We start from the raw sequence: 16,514 nt of genomic DNA, 5'->3' as shown, positions 1-16,514 counted from the left end.
GGGGGGCGGGGATGCTGCTGCTGCTGGGGCCCAGCGGTTGGCTGGCGCGGCTGGCCTTCCAACTGGGCTGGATTGCCTCGGATCAGGATTTTCCCTTGTGGGTGAACGACCGCGGCTATGTGGGGGTGTTGCTCTATTGGCTTTGGAAGGAGATCCCGTTTGCCGCTCTGGTGGCGCTGACGCTGCTGCGCGGGATGGGATCCGAGCTGGAGCAACAGGCTCGGCTGCTGGGGGCTTCTGCCGCCCAGACGTTTTGGTATGTAACGCTGCCCTTGCTGAGGCCGGGGCTGCTGGCCACCGGGATTCTCATCTTCGGCTTTGTCTTCAGCGCCTTTGAGGTTCCCTTGCTCTTAGGGCCCACCCACCCGCGCACCTTGCCCGTTCTGATCTATCAGCGCTTCACCCACATCAACCTGGAGCAGCGGCAGCAGGCGGTGGCGCTGGGGATCATCCTGCTGGCTGTCTCGGCAGCGGTGGTCAGCCTAATCGGAGGGCTGTTTGCAGCCAGAGTATCCTTTCTGCAGCTGCCGTTTGGCTCAGCGGGACGGAGTCCTTGGAGAAAGCCGTGAAAGGACGCAGATGGATTGGGGGATCCCTGCTCCGCCTTGGGGTGGCCGGAGTGGCCCTCCTTTGGGCTTTGCCCTTTGGGGTGCTGGCCCTTTGGGCCTTCACGCGGGCCTGGTATTTTCCCGATGCCCTGCCCCGGGCATGGAGCATAGCCGGTTGGCAGCAACTGCTGAGCTGGGGATCCCAGTTCCGGGCAGCCTTCGGCCAGAGCTTGCAAATTGCCCTGTTTACCACCCTGCTGGCCTTGGGGGTGGGGATCCCGGCAGGGCGAGTTTTGGGCACCCATCCTGTGCCCGCCTGGCTGCGCCTGCTGCTGCTATTGCCCATCATCACCTCTCCTCTGGCTGTGCTGATGGGCATCCAAGGGGTGCTGATTCGCCTGCGGCTGGACAGTACCCTGCTGGCGGTGGTTTTGGTGCATCTGATCCCCACCATTCCCTACATGGCTCTGGTGATGGGCAGTGTGTTCGCCCGTTTCGACCGCGGCTACGAGGCGCAGGCCCGCTGTTTGGGGGCGGATCCCTGGCAGGTGTGGTGGCAGGTAACGTTGCCCCTCATTGCCCCTGGGGCAGCCATTGGGGCGGTATTTGCCTTTTTGATCTCCTGGAACGAATTTTTGCTCACCTTCTTCGTCGGCGGTGGGCGGGTTCTCACGCTGCCGATGCTGCTCTACAGCCTTTTGCAAGGGGGAAACAATACCCTGGTGGCTGCAGTGGCCTTCCTGTCGCTGCTGCCGGGGTGGTTGGCCTTGCTGGGGGCCAGCGTCTGTTTGGGGCAGGCCATCGGGCTACCCCCCACAGAGGTTCAAGAGGGGGAGAGCTAATATCCCTTCAGGGCCAGGTTGGGCCGTTGCAGAGCAGCTCCCACCCGTTGAACCTGAGTTTTGAAGCTGCCATCTCGCTCCAACCATATCTGCCTCAGGGCAGGGGGAATTACCTCCAGGCCAAACTGGGGGCTCTTGGGACGAAATTGCACACAGGTTGAGGGACAAGCCAGGTAATCAACCCCCTCCCGCCGGCGGTGCAGGTCTTGGTGAATATGGCCGAATACAACGAGGCGGATGTGGTCGAACTCGTCCAGAACCCCAAACAACCGCTCTGGCTGCTGCAGGGCACTTTGATCCAGCCAGGCAGAATCCACCGAAAAAGGGGGATGGTGCAGGGCCAACAAAACATGGTGTTGGGCAGCTTTGCTCCGCTGCAATTCCTGTCTCAGCCACAGCAGCGTGCGATCCGTCAGGTAACCGCTGTCTTTGCCGGGCACGAGGGAGTTCAACAAAATAAAACTCCAATTTTCCCGGCTGAAGCTCTTGTCCCCGAATAGCCGCTCGGCGTGGAGCTCTTGGTTCATGTTGTGCAGGCGATCGTGGTTGCCTGCCAACCAGTAAGTATCGATGGGGAGAGCCTGCAAATGGGCTCTCAAACGGGCGTAAGATGCCGCACTGCCATCTTGAGAGAGATCTCCGGTAAGCAGCAGCAGATCCGGCAAGGGATCCAGAGCGGCAATGGCCTTTTGCACCTGCAGGAAAGAGGCTTCCGTGTCCACCCCCAGCAGCCGGTGATGGGGCTTGGCAAACAGATGCAGGTCGCTGATCTGAACCACGTATACGGTCATAGAGCAGGCCCAAGAGGGTGGGATCCCATCTCCGCAGGTTTAAAACACTACCGTTTTACGTTTTAACACCAGATGGCCCGGCTGGAACCAGTAGGTAGGGTCATTTCGATTCAAGCTAGGACACTGCACCCACACCTAAAATGTTGAATGCAGGGAACCACAAGTAAAATGTTGAATGCAGGGAACCACAAGGCTTTCCCCTGTAGGCCAGGCGTCTCGCCCCCAACCTAAATGACCACAACTCAGTCTTAAAGGGCTCAGCCCTGGCCTACAACCCGGTTCAACCCCTTGAGAAAGCCTCAGGAAACATTCAGAGAGCGGCCCACGTTCCTAAAAGCAGCCTGCACCTGAGGCCAGCGGGATTCTTGGGTAGAGGCTGTCAGCGTGTAGAGGCGATGGTGCCGAACGGTCACCGTCACCACCTCATGACGAAGCTGGGATCCCATATCGGTTTGGTATTCCAGCAGGTAATAGGGGTGCTCCTGCCGCTCAAAGGCTTCGGCAGACAACAGCTTGGCCGAGCGACCGGATCCCTCAGGAGCAATGATCTTCTCCGCCACCAACTGCCCCACCTCATCCGGGCTGCCCAAATCGGCAATCGTCTCCCCCTTGTCAAACGGGGCGATCATCAGGCTGACGTTCTCGGTCTCGTACACCAGGTCGCGCAGGAGTACCACCGGCCCTTTCCCCGGCCCAAGATTGACCGCCACCATGCCATTGGGGTAGGCAAAAGCAAAGGCTCCGCTGGGATCCCTGTAGGCCCGTAGGTTAGAGCCTGCGGAACAGGCACCGACCACCAAGCTGAGGCAGACACAGAGCAGCAACAGCGCTCTAGACAGCCACGGGCTGGTTGCGTAAGTGGGCCACAGGCCTGATCGGGCAGAATGCGCGCCTCGTGCTGCTGACATTGCTGGGATCCTCTCCTCAGATGGGTTGCCTATTGTTCCTTTATCATCCTAGTACGAGCGCACTCCCTCTAGCCCGTTGACCGTCAATTCCCAACGGAAAACTCCCCCTGCAACTTAGCAGCGGGGTTGCCGACGTGGGTTGAAAAGCGAGGGATCCCCAAGCTTGGAAGCAACTGCCGCTATTGGGGGAGCCGCTTCTCGAAATCCAGATCCGGTAGCGGCGGGTTGGCCTGGGCACCTCCTTGGCCGGTGAGCATTGCCAAGCGGCGGGAGATTTCATCGTCCATGGCCATTTCATCCAATTGGGCAGCAATCTGCTCGCTGCGATCTTCCGAGAGCTCGCTCATGGCTCGGGATCTGAGCTGGCGAGCCTGGATAGCATTCTTCGCCGCCTCAAATTGCGACTTGGCCGAGTCGATGTTGTAGGAATTGTTGACGCGGGCCATCTGCTCCAGAGCTTGGTTCACCTCGTTGATGTCTTTGAGGTTGCTCAGCTCGCTCTTGTAAGCGGCCAATCGCTCTTTCTCGCGGGCCAGCTTTTGCTTGGCGGCGTTGACGTAGCGCTCGGCAGTTTCCACGTTCTCCTTAAGGGGGCCGAGAATGGCCTCAATTTGCAGCGCTTGGGACATAGCCAGACGGGCAGCCTCTTGATCGCCCCGTTGGGCGGCCAGGCGAGCTTTGTTCTCCAGGGCCTGGTACTCCCGCACCTTTTGCATGTACTTCTGCTCAGCCCGCTGATAGGCGGCTACTTGGGTGGCAACGGCTTCCGTGAGACGCTGAACCGTCTCCTGCATCGTGCGTAGGGATTCTTCCGCCACCATCACCGCCCCTGTGCCACCTTTCTCCACCGGGATCCCCCACAGCCAGTTCCAAGTTCCGACGATGACGCTGCCGGCCCGTTGCCCAAAAATGCCGTAGATGATCTTGCGTGCGCCCATGGCTTGACCCTCTTGCCTACGCGTGCCTCTACTGTATTTAATTTCTCCCCAACTGGAAAGATCTCAGGGATCCGGCAAGTGGACAAATTCAAATCCCCGCTTCTTCAAAGTTGGGATCAACTGCCGCGTTACCTCAACCACTTGGGCTCCTCCTTGTACCCCATCGTGCAGCACGATTAAGGAGCCAGGCCGCACCTGGGCCAGCACCCGCTCCACTACCACCGATACCGGTGGGATCAGCCAATCCTCAGGCACCACGCTCCACATCACCGGACAAAAGCCCCAACGGCGCAAATCCGCAAGCGTCTGCGGCCAAAACAAGCCATTGGGCGGGCGCACAGCCCGATAATCGTCAGGGATCCCGCCACAGGCAGCCACGAGGGTGGTTTGGCTGCGCTTCAGGCTCTGATAAAGCTCTCCAGGGGCAAGCTCGGTAAAAGGGCGATGCTGCCAGCCGTGAAGGCCAATGCGGTGGCCTTGTTGGCGGATCTGACGGGCCAGGTGGGGCCAGCGCTGCACCCGTTCTCCCAACACAAAAAACGTGGCCGGCACCTGAAAATCCATCAAAACCTGCAACAAAGCAGGGGTGTACTCAGGGTGAGGGCCATCGTCAAAGGTCAGAGCCACCCGCTGGGTATGGGGATCTGCCGGCAACTCCCACAGGCCGTCGGGAAAGAGGGTCTTGAGGCCCCAATGCAGGGGTGGGTAGAGAGATGGGGGCAGGATTTGCTGAGAAGAGAAGAGCATTGTGGTGGGCTGTATTTTGTCCAGAACCAGAGGGCAATGCTTTGGGTGATCAACTGGGTAACAAATTTAGGTATTGCCGATTGAGCCAACCAATTGAAAAAATGGGCATGAGCATTGTAGCCCGCAAAACGGAAATCAGGGTTGGCGGGCCCGTCGATGGGCTTTTGGATCTCGTCCTAGCCAGTTGTGATTACAGATTGTGCCTACAGATTGTGCCTACAGATTGTGATTACAGAAGTTGCCATTGGGTGTCGGCAGCAGCCCGCCGCTCGAGTTCTTGAGACGGATGTGGGATCCCTTCTGCCCATAGCCCAGATCCGATAGGCTAGATTCACCCTCAAGGTATCAGCTGATGGCTTGGCAAACTCCAACACTGCTGCTGGTGGATGGTCACTCTCTGGCCTATCGCTCCTTCTACGCCTTTGCCTACAGCCGCGAGGGGGGGTTGCGCACTTCCACTGGGATCCCCACCAGCGTCAGCTTTGGCTTTTTGAAATCGCTGTTAGAAGTCTTGGACAAATACACCCCTACCCATGTAGCCGTTGCCTTTGATACACGGCAGCCCACTTTTCGCCACGAGGCCGACGAAACCTACAAATCAGGCCGCCCGGAAACGCCACCGGAGTTTATCGAAGATGTGGAGAACCTGAAGCAGGTGTTGACGGCACTACGCATCCCGATTTTGGTGGTGCCTGGTTTTGAAGCCGATGACATTTTGGGCACCCTCAGTAGGCTAGCCCCCCAAGATTACCGGGTGCAGATCTTAAGTGGCGATCAAGATCTGTTCCAGTTGATCGATACCGATGGAAGAGTTCGGGTTTTGCACCTCAACAGCAAAGATCGCATCAGCGAGTTTGGCCCCGAACAAGTGAAAGAAAAATTGGGCATCTGGCCTTGGCAGGTGGTGGATTATAAGGCCCTCTGTGGTGACCCTTCTGACAACATTCCCGGGGTGAAAGGGATCGGCCCCAAGCGAGCTGTGGAGCTGCTGGAGCGCTACGGCAGTTTGGATGAAATTTTCGACCACCTGGACGAGATCCAAGGAAAAGTCCAGCAATACCTCAAAGAAGGGATCCCGGCGGCCCATCACTCGCAATTTATGGCTCGGATCAAATGCGACGTTCCTCTTTCTCCCGACTGGGAGAGCATGAAATTAACCGGGTTTGATCAAGCAGAATTGCTGCCGCTGCTGGAAAAATTGGAGTTTCACAGCTTCATCGCCCAAGTGCGCAAAATACAAACGGCTTTGGGGGGGATCCCAACCGAGGCAGAGGTGGTTGGCGCTTTTAATCCCACCGGGGATCCCGCAAACGCTCCTGACGAAGCCCTGTGGTTTGATTTTGCCCTCGATCCCGTCCCTTCTCTGCCGGCGGTGCGCATCATCGATACGCCGGAGCAACTGGAGCTTTTGCGGCAAGAGCTGTTGGCCTGCCCAGGGATTGTAGCTTGGGATACTGAAACCACCAGTCTAGATCCACGGGATGCCCAATTGGTGGGGATCGGCTGTTGTTGGTCAGAGGGAGATATCGCCTACTTGCCCATCGGCCACCGCCAGGGATCCAACCTGGATTGGGAGCTGGTGAAACAAAGCCTGCAACCCCTTTGGGAAGATCCCAACCGACCCAAAAGCCTACAAAACTGTAAGTACGACCTGAGCATTTTCCGCGCCCACGGGATCCGCCTGCAAGGGATCCAGTTTGATCCCATGTTGGCCAGCTACGTTTTGGATCCAGAAGCCAGCCACAATTTGGCCGATTTGGCAGCCACCCATTTGAATTTGCCGACCACCAGCTACAAAAAGTTGCTGGGCAAGGAACAGTCCATTGCCGATATCCCGATTTCCAAAGTTGCAGAATACTGTGGAACCGACGCCTATTGTGCCTATCGTCTGGTGCCGATCCTCGCCGAAAAGCTACAGAAAACCGATCCGCGCCTGTGGGATCTTTTTATTCAGGTCGAGCTGCCCTTGGCCCAAGTTCTGGAAGAGATGGAGTGGATCGGCATTCGCATTGATACCGAGTTTCTGAGGCAATTTTCCCAAGAGCTGGAACAAGAGCTGCAAAGTTTGGAGCAGAAAGCCTATGCCCAGGCTGGAGAAACCTTTAACCTCAATTCTCCCAAGCAACTGGGATCCCTGCTCTTTGAAAAGCTGAAATTGGACATTCGCAAAACCCGCAAAACGGCTACTGGCTATTCCACTGATGCCTCAGTTTTAGAAAAGCTAGAGGGGGATCATCCTCTCATCGAAACCATCGTGCAATACCGCACCTTGGCCAAGCTGAAATCGACCTATGTGGATGCTCTGCCTGCCCTGGTAAGAAGCGATACCGGCAGAGTCCACACCGACTTTAACCAAACCGTTACTGCCACCGGCAGGCTCAGCTCCTCAAACCCCAACTTGCAAAATATTCCCATTCGCACCGAGTTCAGTCGCCGGATTCGACAAGCTTTTATTCCCCAAGAGGGATGGCTATTGGCGGCAGCAGATTACTCTCAAATTGAGCTGCGCATTTTGGCCCACCTCAGCCAAGAACCTGCCTTGCTGGAAGGCTTTCGCTCAGGGGAAGATGTGCATACCCTGACCGCCCGCCTGCTCCTGGAAAAACAGGAAATAACCAGCGAAGAACGCCGCCTGGCCAAAACGATCAACTATGGGGTGATCTATGGCATGGGAGCGCAGCGCTTTGCCCGCACTGCGGGGGTTTCTTTGTCGGAAGCCAAGCAATTTTTACAGCGATTTAACGAGCGCTACGCCGGCATTTTTGCCTATCTGCGCTCCACTGAAGCCTTTGTGGAAAAGCATGGCTATGTAGAAACGATCTTGGGTCGCCGTCGCTATTTTCCCAATTTGTCTCGTCTGACAGGCCATCGCAAACAAGCGGAATTGCGGGCAGCTGTGAATGCTCCCATTCAGGGATCCGCCTCGGACATTATCAAAGTAGCAATGGTGCGCCTGCGGCAAAAGCTGCAGAACTTTCGTTCCCGCTTGCTCCTGCAAGTGCATGATGAGCTGGTGTTTGAGGTGGATCCCTCGGAATGGCAGGCCCTAAAACCGCTGATCCAAAGGGAAATGGAAGGAGCAGTGCCCCTCTCCATACCGCTGGTGGTGGATATCCAAATTGGCCACAATTGGAAGGAAGCCAACTAGACCATGGGAGGCAGAAAACCCCAGGTTTGCAAGGAAAGGGATCCCGGCTCCGTGAAAATGTTAAGCTATGTAAAAGCGTTTGTTGTTTTCTTATGACTGTTGAGATTTACACCTGGCGTTTTTGTCCCTTTTGCATCCGGGCTAAGCAACTGCTGGATCGCAAAGGCGTGAAGTATATCGAGTACGCCATCGATGGAGACGAGGCAGCACGGGCGGAAATGGCCAAGCGGGCCAACGGCCGCCGTTCGGTGCCGCAAATTTTCATCAACGACCAGCATATCGGCGGCTGCGACGATCTTTACGCGCTAGAGGCTCGCGGCCAGTTGGATCTGCTCCTACAGCAGGCCAGCTAAGCCTCAACTGTATCTCTCATCACTTTGTAGCCTGTTTAACTTGAGCGCGAGCCTGCTTCACCATGGCAATTAAGGTTTGATGGGCGTCCTCGGAGTCCCGCAGGGGGTGGTCGAAGCGGATCCGCAGCGTTTGTACGGCCCCGTCGACCTGCACCCGCAAGTCCATCCCTTCCGGGTCAATGGCCTGCATGCAGGCTTGGGTAACTCCTTCCACCTGGCCAAAGACCCTGGCGTAGAGGGCTATTGCATCGGCATGATCTTCGTTCATGTGCTTGCAGATGCGCTCGCTAACTTGGGGGGTGAGAGGATCGCCCATGGCAGTTGTTTTTAGCTTACAGCCCTCAGTTTAAAGCTCCCGCCAGTCCACAGTAAACTACCCAACCCTACCCCTGGCCAGTACAATAATGCGGCTAACCCAGCGTTAAAAGCGGCGCTCCCGGATAGGCAGCCGTTTAGGTTTCAGAATAAAAAGGCAGGGATCCCTTCCCCTCCATCCCAGAGAACATCAGGGATCCAGGGGATCAAGCTTGTCCTTGGGCCTGTAGCTCCAACAGCTCATCTGCCATATCCAAAAAAGCCTCCCGATCCAGATAGGAGACATCTCCCACCCACTCCCCCAGCTTGACCACATAGACCTCGCTCAAGGTGGGCCGGCGCTGCAAATCGCGGGAATAGGCTTTCACCAACCCGAGCACCGATTGCTTTTTGACAATTCGCCTGTAGCGGGGATCGTCCTTGGCCCGCACACGATAGACGACTCCGGTCTCATCGCCAATTTCCATCTCAAACTGGCGCTCCCGCACCTCTTCAATGTAGAAGTTGCCCTCTTCATCCAGCTTTTCTCGCTCTTCCACCACCACCTCGTAGCGGCGAGTGCGCAACACCTGCCCAAAAAACAATCCCCCATAGGGAATCTCGCGAAAGGCTAGCTGACGGCGGGAGATGGTATAGAGCGGCCCCCACAGGAAGGGATAGAGCAACGAGAGAATCCCGACCAGGAAGGCGATTGCCCCCAGAAAGGATCCCTCGCCGAAAGCGCGAGAGAGAACCAGCAACGCCACACCCACCAAAATGGCCGTGATGATGCGGCCCGTGCTCTTGAGGGCATCGCTCCAGTAAGCCGCATACTGAAGGCGCGTTGGCACCACCGGAATCACCGATTCGCATTCTTCTGGGGTTAGCTCCAACAACATGCTCCAAGGATCCTCACAATGCCACACTCCACCTGCAACGGGCCAGACCCTATCTTAAAATGAGGCAGGGGCGCTTTGCCGCCGGGCTTGTCTGCTGCCAGTTCTTGCACACTTCCCATTTCCATGCTGACAGGATCCCATTGCTCCTCGACCAGCCAGGCCATCAGACAGCAGGTGGCCCAATTGGACGAGGGATCCCGTCGAGACAAGGCTTGGCTGGGGGATGCGGTGTTGAGCTTGTTTGCCCGGCAGTGGCTGCTTGGGCCACCTCAAGACTGGCAAGTGCCTTCCCCGCCCAGTTGTGACTTGAATCGCGCAGAACTCTTCACTTGGCTGACCTCCAATCAATTTTTGTCGGCCTTCAGGGATCCCACGCAGGTGGAAGCGGAAATCGGCCTGATTTACGAAAAAGAAGGTCTGCAAGCAGCGTTTGAATATATCCGGGCGCACCTGCTGCCTCTGTTTGTAAGGCAGGTGAACAACCGCGCCAAAGCCCTGCGTGGCAAACGCCACTAGCCAGTTTCTGAGCGAAGCAAGAGCGCGGCAGGATGGCTGGACAGGTCGCTTTTTGAGGGGGAAGCAGAGTTAATGGGAAGAAGGGGGATCCACCCAGCGCCCATCGGCTTTGATCAGGTCGATCAGCGCCTGCACGCCTTCCGATTCCGGCACCCTCTTCACTTCTTCTTTGCCGCGGTAGAGAGAGATCACCCCCGGCGTTTTACCCACATAGCCGTAGTCGGCGTCGGCCATTTCTCCCGGCCCATTGACAATGCAGCCCATCACGGCAATGTCTAACCCCACCAGGTGCTGGGTTGCGGCGCGCACCTTCTGCAGCACCTCCTCCAAATTGAACAGGGTGCGGCCACAGGAAGGGCAGGCCACATACTCCACCATGGTTTTGCGCAGGTTCAGAGCTTGCAAAATGCCGTAGGCCACCGGGATCTCCTTCTCTGGCGCTTCCGTGAGAGAAACCCGAATCGTGTCGCCGATCCCTTCAGCCAAGAGGGTTCCGATCCCCACCGCCGACTTGATGCGCCCATATTCTCCATCGCCCGCCTCGGTGACGCCCAAGTGGAAGGGATAGTTTAGGCCCAGGGCATCGAAGCGACGGGCTGCTAGACGGTAGGCCGCCAACATGACCTGCGGGCGGGAAGCCTTGAAGGAAAGCACCACATTGTGAAAGTCTTGCTCGGCGCAAATTTGGGCAAATTCCAGGGCCGACTCCACCATGCCCTCAGGCGTATCCCCGTAGGTGAAGAGCATCCGCTCTGCCAGGGATCCATGATTTACCCCGATGCGCAGGGCTTTGTTCTGGGCTTTGAGGGTCTGGACAAGGGGGGTGAAGGTTTCCCGGATTTTGTTACGAATGGCCTCAAATTCCGCCTGGGTATATTCTGTGCGACCGGGCTGAGGTTTTTCAAAGACGAACAACCCTGGATTGATGCGCACCTTGTCCACGTATTTGGCCACCTCCAGGGCGATCTTGATGCCGTTGTGATGGACATCAGCTACCAAAGGCACGGGCTTGTAGGTTTGGATCAGCTTCTCCCGAATCGCCTCCATCGCCTTGGCATGGGCCATGCTGGGAACGGTAACCCGCACAATCTCTGAGCCTGCCTCGTGCAGACGGCGGATCCCGGCCACTGCCGCGTCGATGTCGAGGGTGTCCTCGTTGATCATGGACTGTACCACCACCGGGTGCTGGCTGCCGATCAACACATCAGCTACGGCCACCGTGCGGGTGGGGCGACGGGGATAGACCGGTTCTGGGTAGGGCTGCTGGGTGGGGGCGTTGGGCCGATCCAGGGTTTGCATAGCTTGGTCAAGCCAAAAGAGCTGCTCTAGCTTGATTGTAGGTCGGAAACTAACCTGGGGTTCGATTCAGCTCAGGGTAAAGGCTGAGGGGTTCAACCCCGAGGATTTCGACGGGATCCCCAACCCTCAGGTGCTTGCCCGCCTCCGTTCTCGGGATCCACGTATTGATTCCAAGGCGATAGAAATGGTCAAAGCGGCTGGCTTCGGCCCAGGGTGGCAAGGTTTTCTGCCGTTGCGCTACGAAGTGCTTTTGAAAACCGGGATAGGCCTCTCCGCTCAGGGGATCCCGGGTGGGCACCACACAGCGGGCGCAGGGGTTGAGGCCCAGCAGCTCCACTTCCCCAATGCGAAAGCGCACCCCTTGATCTGCCTGGGCAAAGAGCCGATCCTCCCAAAAGGCAGAGCAATCCGACAGCTCGATATTCATGCGAAAGCGCTGCCGAACCGCTTCCAGGGTCAAGTTGGGGAACCAACCGGCCACCGTCTCCAGAGTGGCTGTGCTGATCAGGGTGGGGCCGTTGGCATAGGGATCATCCGGAAACCCCCTGAGAGGCTCCTCCAGCAGTTGCACCGGAAAACCGAACCAATCGCTGAGCCAAGTCTGCAAAGCATCCCGCTGCTGCTGCAGGTCAAACTGAGCCGCCTTGCCCTCCCCCCACAACTGCACCCGGCACAACCGGGGATCAAACCGGGCACGCAGGCGGTGGACTGCAGCATGGCGTTTGCCGTTCACCCGCTTCCCCTCCGCATCCAAGAGGGCGTAGCGGCGATCCCCTTCCAAAGTTCCCCCCGCCGTCAGCCTCACCTCAGACAGAGGGATCTCATCCAGGGACTTGATGGGATAGACCGTTAACCTGGCAACCTGGGGCATGGCCTGTCTGCCGGGATCCCTGGGGGTGGGATCCGCCTTAGCTGCTTAACTGTCGGCTTCGGTGGGATGGTCGGTCATGGGGTAGCTGCGGATAAAGTCTCTGGGGGTTACATTTTCTACAAACTTGCGAAAGGCCTCCCGCTCTGCTTCGTCGGCATCTTGGTTCATGGGGATCGAGGCTTCCGCAATGACCTCTTCCACCGTCCAGATGGGAACATGGGCCCGCAGAGCGAGGGCAATGGCGTCGCTGGGGCGGCAGTCGATCTCTTGTTTTTTGTCACCATTCACGGTGACGAGCACCGCGTAGAAGGTGTTATCCAGCAACGCGTGAATGATGACTCGCTCCAGCTTGATCCCCCACGTCTTCCAGGAGTTGAGGATGAGATCATGGGTCATGGGGCGCAGTGGCTTTTGGTCGTCCAGGGCCTGCAAAATGGCGTTGGCCTCTGCTTTTCCCACCCAAATGGGCAGGGCACGACGCTCACTGCCATCGCGCAGGATGACAATGGGGTTTTGGTTGACGGCATCGACCGCAATCCCAGCCACATGCATCTCGATCATGAGCAATTGCCTCCAGCCGGTGATCTTGATCGTATCTACGGGCGTCAAAGTTTGGCAACACACCATGAGCTCAGTTGGTAGTCCAGTTGAAGTGGCTTTGATCGGGGGCACTAGCGAGAGCCGCAGCTTGGCCGACGCCCTCAGCCGGCAGGGGATCCCTTGGGTGGCAACCGTCACCACCGAAGGGGCTAGAAGGCTGTATCAGGATTTGCCCGGTCAGGTGGTGGTCACCCGATTTTCGCCGCCATCTCTGGAAGAATTCCTGCAAGAGTGCCGGATCCGCGTAGTGGTGGATGCCTCTCATCCTTTTGCCCAGCAAATCTCGCAACTGGCCATCCAGGTGACGGCTCAACTGAGGATCCCCTACCTGCGCTACGAACGCCCTCCTCTGGAGCTGGATCCCTGGGTCCAGGTGGTGCCGGACTGGCAGGGGGTGCTCACAGAGGCGGTGCTGGCGGGGCGGCGGGTGCTGCTGACGGTGGGAGTGAAGGCCCTGCCCCTGTTTGTACCTTGGCAAGACCGCTGCCAACTGTGGGCGCGGGTGCTGCCGGAATCGGTTTCCCAGGCGGTGCAAACGGGGATCCCTGCCGAGCGGGTGATTGGGATGCGCTTACCCCTCAGCTTGGAGCAGGAACTACAGCTTTGGCAACAGCTCAGCCCTCAGGTGGTGATCAGCAAAGCTTCTGGGGAAGCAGGTGGGCTGGGGATCAAACAGGCAGTGGCCAAAACCCTGGGGATCCCTCTGTGGGTGATCCGGCGACCCCCGTTGGACTATCCCTGGTGCAGCCAGGATTTGACAGAGGTGGTGCAGGAATGCAGGCGATGCTTGGAAGGAGCGGGACCTTGAGGTTGCCCAGCTCCAGTCCAACGGGTCAAAACGGCTCTTCGGGGGGCAGGTTGGAGTCGCGGTCTTGACGGGATCCCAGCAGTTCTAGGCGATCTACAGCGATGATGGGCCTCTGGCGCTCTTCTCCGGTGGATTTGTCTTTCCAGCGATCGAACTTGAGGCTGCCCGTTACTCCGATAAGACTGCCTTTGCGCACATACTCTCCGGCCACCTCGGCAGTGCGGCCCCACAACTCTAGGCTGAACCAATCGGGCTTGTCTTCTCCTTTGCGGAATCGGTTGACCGCCAAGCTAAAAGTACAGACCACCTTGCCTGACTCAAAGTAGCGCACCTCCGGATCCATGCCGGCTCGCCCCACCAAGGTCACCAGGTTCAAGCTCATGGGTAGTTTCTCCAGACCGCCAGTAGATCTAGCCTTTGTTGTAGCGTTGGCAAGGGATCCCTGTCATCTTTTTGCTTGCGACCGTCAGCTTGGGCTCAGAGCCGATTCTTTAGGATATTTACAGATTTAGCTGCGGGGATCCCGATTGATCTCTGGGAAAAGCCTCTGCTGTGATGGACTTGATGCTCGGGATCCGGATCCGCACTCTGTCGCAAAAGTTTACAATGGCAGAAGCAGTTGAGCAAATGCCAGCCCACCAGACACTCCCACCGGCCAATTGCAGGGCTAGCAGAGCAGGTTCGTTGCTGTGAGAGGACGCATTCGGAAGCATTTCCCATGGAATTCATCTACACATACGCCTGGTTGATCCCCGTCTATCCTTTGGTGGCAGCCTTTCTCCTCGGCTTAGGTATCCTGATGTTCAACGCCTGGACAAGGGCCAACCGCTCTCTGGCTGCCTTTTTGAGCGTGTTCGCGACCGGGACGGCGATGGTTCATGCCTTTGCCCTTTTGGTCAGCCAGGTGCAAGGGCACGAAACCGTCCTCAGAACCATCACCTGGGCCCAGGCGGGATCCTTCTCGGTGGACATGGGCTTTGTCGTGGATCACCTGAGCGCCATGATGCTGGTGGTGGTGACCACGGTGGCCTTTCTGGTGCAGATCTACTCCCATGGCTACATGGCCCACGATCCCGGCTATGTGCGTTTCTACGCCTACCTGAGCTTATTTAGCTCCTCGATGCTGGGCTTGGTGGTCAGCCCCAACCTGGTGCAGATCTACATCTTCTGGGAGCTGGTGGGGATGTGCTCCTACCTGCTCATCGGCTTTTGGCACGACCGGCAGGCAGCGGCAGAAGCAGCGCAAAAGGCGTTTGTGGTCAACCGGGTGGGAGATTTCGGCCTGCTGTTGGGCATTTTGGGCTTTTACTGGATTTCCGGCACCTTCGCGTTTGACGAGATCGGGCGCAACTTGCAGGAGATGCTGGCTAGCGGGGCAGTGAGCAGCAGCTTGATTGCCCTGTTTGCGGTGTTGGTGTTCTTGGGGCCGGTGGCCAAGTCGGCCCAGTTCCCGCTGCATGTGTGGTTGCCGGATGCTATGGAAGGTCCCACGCCTATCTCGGCTCTCATCCACGCGGCGACGATGGTGGCGGCTGGGGTATTCCTCTTGGCCCGCATGTTCCCGGTGCTGGAAGGGATCCCGGTGGCTATGGACATCATTGCCTGGACAGGGGCGGGCACGGCCTTTTTGGGGGCCAGCATTGCCATCACCCAAAATGACATCAAAAAGGGCTTGGCCTACTCCACCATTTCCCAGCTGGGCTACATGGTCATGGCCATGGGGTGCGGCGCCTATGGGGCGGGCCTGTTTCACCTGATGACCCACGCCTACTTTAAGGCGATGCTCTTTTTGTGCTCTGGCTCGGTTATCCACGGCATGGAAGCGGTGGTCGGCCATGACCCGGTTTTGGCCCAAGACATGCGCCTGATGGGGGGGTTGCGCAAATACATGCCGGTTACGGCCATCACGTTTTTGATCGGCACGTTGGCCATTTGTGGGATCCCGCCCTTCGCCGGCTTTTGGTCTAAAGACGAGATCTTGGGCGCTGTTTTCGAACGGAACCCAGCTCTGTGGGGGGTGGGCTTCCTCACCGCCGGGATCACCGCCTTCTACATGTTCCGCATCTACTTCCTCACCTTCGAAGGGGAGTTTCGCGGCACCAACCTGAGACTGCGGCAGGAGGTGGCCATCAGCCACGGCCGTCCTGTGCCGGCTTTTGCCTACGTTTTTGCGGGGAAACAGCCGGCCTTTGGCCCTGGAGCCATGAACATTCAAGAAAAACCCCAGCCCAGCAGCCATCCTGAAGCCCACGAAAACCTGCACGACGGAGATGCCCATGCCTCAGAGCCCCATGAGTCCCCTTGGTCGATGACCTTCCCGCTGTTGGCTCTGGCCGTCCCTTCTGTGCTGATTGGCCTGGTGGGTACCCCTTTTGCCAACTTCTTTGAAGCTTTCATCCACCCACCGACTGAGTCTGTGGCAGAGGCAGGCTCGATTTTGCCGCTGGTGGCAGCAGAGTGGCAGGAGGTGCTGGCGGGCCATTTCGATTGGGCAGAGTTTCTGATCATGGCGGGTAGCTCCGTGGGCATTGGGCTGATCGGCATCACCTTGGCCAGCTTGATCTACTGGCAAAAGCGCATCGACCCGGGCACCTTCCCCCAAAGCCTGCAGCCGCTCTACTACTTCTCCCTCAACAAGTGGTACATTGACGACCTCTATGAGCGAGTCTTTGTGCAGGGCACCCGCTTCGTGGCACGGGAGGCGCTGGAGGTGGACAGCCGCATTGTGGATGGTGTGGTCAACCTGACGGGCTTGGTGACCATGGTGAGCGGCGAGGCGATGAAATACCTGGAGAGCGGCAAGGCCCAGTTTTACGCCTTGATTATCTTTGCGGCGGTGGTGGTGATGGTGGTGGCATCAGGGGTAGGGTTCTAGCTCGAAGGCGAGGATGGATCCGGCCCGCTTGGCCAAGGGATCCCTCAGCCTAGAACTGCTGCTATGCTACGGAGCAA

17 protein-coding genes are annotated in these 16,514 nt (G+C 57.9%); 7 read left to right on the top strand and 10 right to left on the bottom strand.

The window, feature by feature from the left end:
* The coding region (locus NW839_RS01395) for an ABC transporter permease subunit (protein WP_414380446.1) at positions 1–569 on the top strand (569 nt) is incomplete at its 5' end.
* Positions 566–1,390, top strand: a complete 825-nt coding sequence (locus tag NW839_RS01390; protein ID WP_414350254.1) for an ABC transporter permease — start codon at positions 566–568, stop codon at positions 1,388–1,390. The genes NW839_RS01395 and NW839_RS01390, both read left to right, overlap by 4 nt.
* On the opposite strand, the gene cpdA is transcribed toward NW839_RS01390, so the two are convergent.
* The 4 genes from cpdA to NW839_RS01370 form a co-directional block, all read right to left on the bottom strand.
* Entirely contained in the window at positions 1,387–2,181 is a 795-nt protein-coding gene (cpdA, locus tag NW839_RS01385; RefSeq protein WP_414350255.1) for a 3',5'-cyclic-AMP phosphodiesterase, read from the bottom strand. The genes NW839_RS01390 and cpdA overlap by 4 nt on opposite strands.
* A 299-nt stretch (positions 2,182–2,480) precedes the next feature.
* Entirely contained in the window at positions 2,481–3,005 is a 525-nt protein-coding gene (gene psbP, locus NW839_RS01380; RefSeq protein ID WP_414329451.1) for a photosystem II reaction center PsbP, read from the bottom strand.
* Positions 3,006–3,268: 263 nt separating this feature from the next.
* A complete protein-coding gene (locus tag NW839_RS01375) occupies positions 3,269–4,027 on the bottom strand; it encodes a PspA/IM30 family protein (protein ID WP_414350257.1) in 759 nt (252 codons plus the stop codon).
* Positions 4,028–4,090: 63 nt separating this feature from the next.
* Positions 4,091–4,774 (bottom strand): polysaccharide deacetylase family protein, encoded by a 684-nt coding sequence (locus tag NW839_RS01370; protein WP_414350259.1) that lies wholly within the window; start codon positions 4,772–4,774, stop codon positions 4,091–4,093.
* 352 nt (positions 4,775–5,126) lie between these two features.
* Between NW839_RS01370 and polA the strand changes: the two genes are divergently transcribed.
* Both polA and grxC read left to right on the top strand, forming a co-directional pair.
* Positions 5,127–7,922, top strand: a complete 2,796-nt coding sequence (polA, locus tag NW839_RS01365; RefSeq protein WP_414350261.1) for a DNA polymerase I — start codon at positions 5,127–5,129, stop codon at positions 7,920–7,922.
* A gap of 92 nt (positions 7,923–8,014) precedes the next feature.
* On the top strand, positions 8,015–8,275 hold the full coding sequence (grxC, locus tag NW839_RS01360) for a glutaredoxin 3 (protein WP_011431797.1): 261 nt from the start codon (positions 8,015–8,017) through the stop codon (positions 8,273–8,275).
* A gap of 19 nt (positions 8,276–8,294) precedes the next feature.
* Here the strand turns inward: grxC and NW839_RS01355 are convergent, their stop codons facing one another.
* Both NW839_RS01355 and NW839_RS01350 read right to left on the bottom strand, forming a co-directional pair.
* Positions 8,295–8,591, bottom strand: a complete 297-nt coding sequence (locus tag NW839_RS01355; RefSeq protein WP_414350262.1) for a DUF2470 domain-containing protein — start codon at positions 8,589–8,591, stop codon at positions 8,295–8,297.
* 205 nt (positions 8,592–8,796) lie between these two features.
* Entirely contained in the window at positions 8,797–9,468 is a 672-nt protein-coding gene (locus tag NW839_RS01350; protein ID WP_414350264.1) for a hypothetical protein, read from the bottom strand.
* Positions 9,469–9,555: 87 nt separating this feature from the next.
* Between NW839_RS01350 and NW839_RS01345 the strand changes: the two genes are divergently transcribed.
* Complete coding sequence (locus tag NW839_RS01345) at positions 9,556–9,984, top strand: hypothetical protein (RefSeq protein ID WP_414350266.1); 429 nt, start codon at positions 9,556–9,558, stop codon at positions 9,982–9,984.
* Positions 9,985–10,053: 69 nt separating this feature from the next.
* On the opposite strand, the gene ispG is transcribed toward NW839_RS01345, so the two are convergent.
* Genes ispG through NW839_RS01330 form a run of 3 tightly spaced genes read right to left on the bottom strand, consistent with a single transcriptional unit; the run spans position 10,054 to position 12,715 of the window.
* Positions 10,054–11,283: a (E)-4-hydroxy-3-methylbut-2-enyl-diphosphate synthase gene (ispG, locus tag NW839_RS01340; protein ID WP_414343922.1), complete on the bottom strand. Its 1,230-nt coding sequence runs from the start codon at positions 11,281–11,283 to the stop codon at positions 10,054–10,056.
* 49 nt (positions 11,284–11,332) lie between these two features.
* Positions 11,333–12,154: an MOSC domain-containing protein gene (locus NW839_RS01335; RefSeq protein ID WP_414350267.1), complete on the bottom strand. Its 822-nt coding sequence runs from the start codon at positions 12,152–12,154 to the stop codon at positions 11,333–11,335.
* A gap of 45 nt (positions 12,155–12,199) precedes the next feature.
* A complete protein-coding gene (locus NW839_RS01330) occupies positions 12,200–12,715 on the bottom strand; it encodes a bifunctional nuclease family protein (RefSeq protein WP_011431791.1) in 516 nt (171 codons plus the stop codon).
* 64 nt (positions 12,716–12,779) lie between these two features.
* Here NW839_RS01330 and NW839_RS01325 point away from each other — a divergent pair, with 64 nt between their 5' ends.
* Complete coding sequence (locus NW839_RS01325) at positions 12,780–13,562, top strand: cobalt-precorrin-6A reductase (RefSeq protein ID WP_414350269.1); 783 nt, start codon at positions 12,780–12,782, stop codon at positions 13,560–13,562.
* 25 nt (positions 13,563–13,587) lie between these two features.
* On the opposite strand, the gene NW839_RS01320 is transcribed toward NW839_RS01325, so the two are convergent.
* Positions 13,588–13,944: a single-stranded DNA-binding protein gene (locus NW839_RS01320; RefSeq protein WP_414350270.1), complete on the bottom strand. Its 357-nt coding sequence runs from the start codon at positions 13,942–13,944 to the stop codon at positions 13,588–13,590.
* A 336-nt stretch (positions 13,945–14,280) separates the two neighbouring features.
* On the opposite strand from NW839_RS01320, the gene NW839_RS01315 reads away from it, so the two are divergent.
* Complete coding sequence (locus tag NW839_RS01315; RefSeq protein ID WP_414350272.1) at positions 14,281–16,437, top strand: NAD(P)H-quinone oxidoreductase subunit 5; 2,157 nt, start codon at positions 14,281–14,283, stop codon at positions 16,435–16,437.
* Positions 16,438–16,514 lie beyond the last annotated feature (77 nt).

The organism is Synechococcus sp. R5-15 (assembly GCF_047462035.1).
Taxonomy (GTDB): domain Bacteria; phylum Cyanobacteriota; class Cyanobacteriia; order Thermostichales; family Thermostichaceae; genus Thermostichus.
The sequence above is the reverse complement of the archived record's forward strand: the minus strand, read 5'-3'. Positions and strand labels throughout refer to the sequence as shown.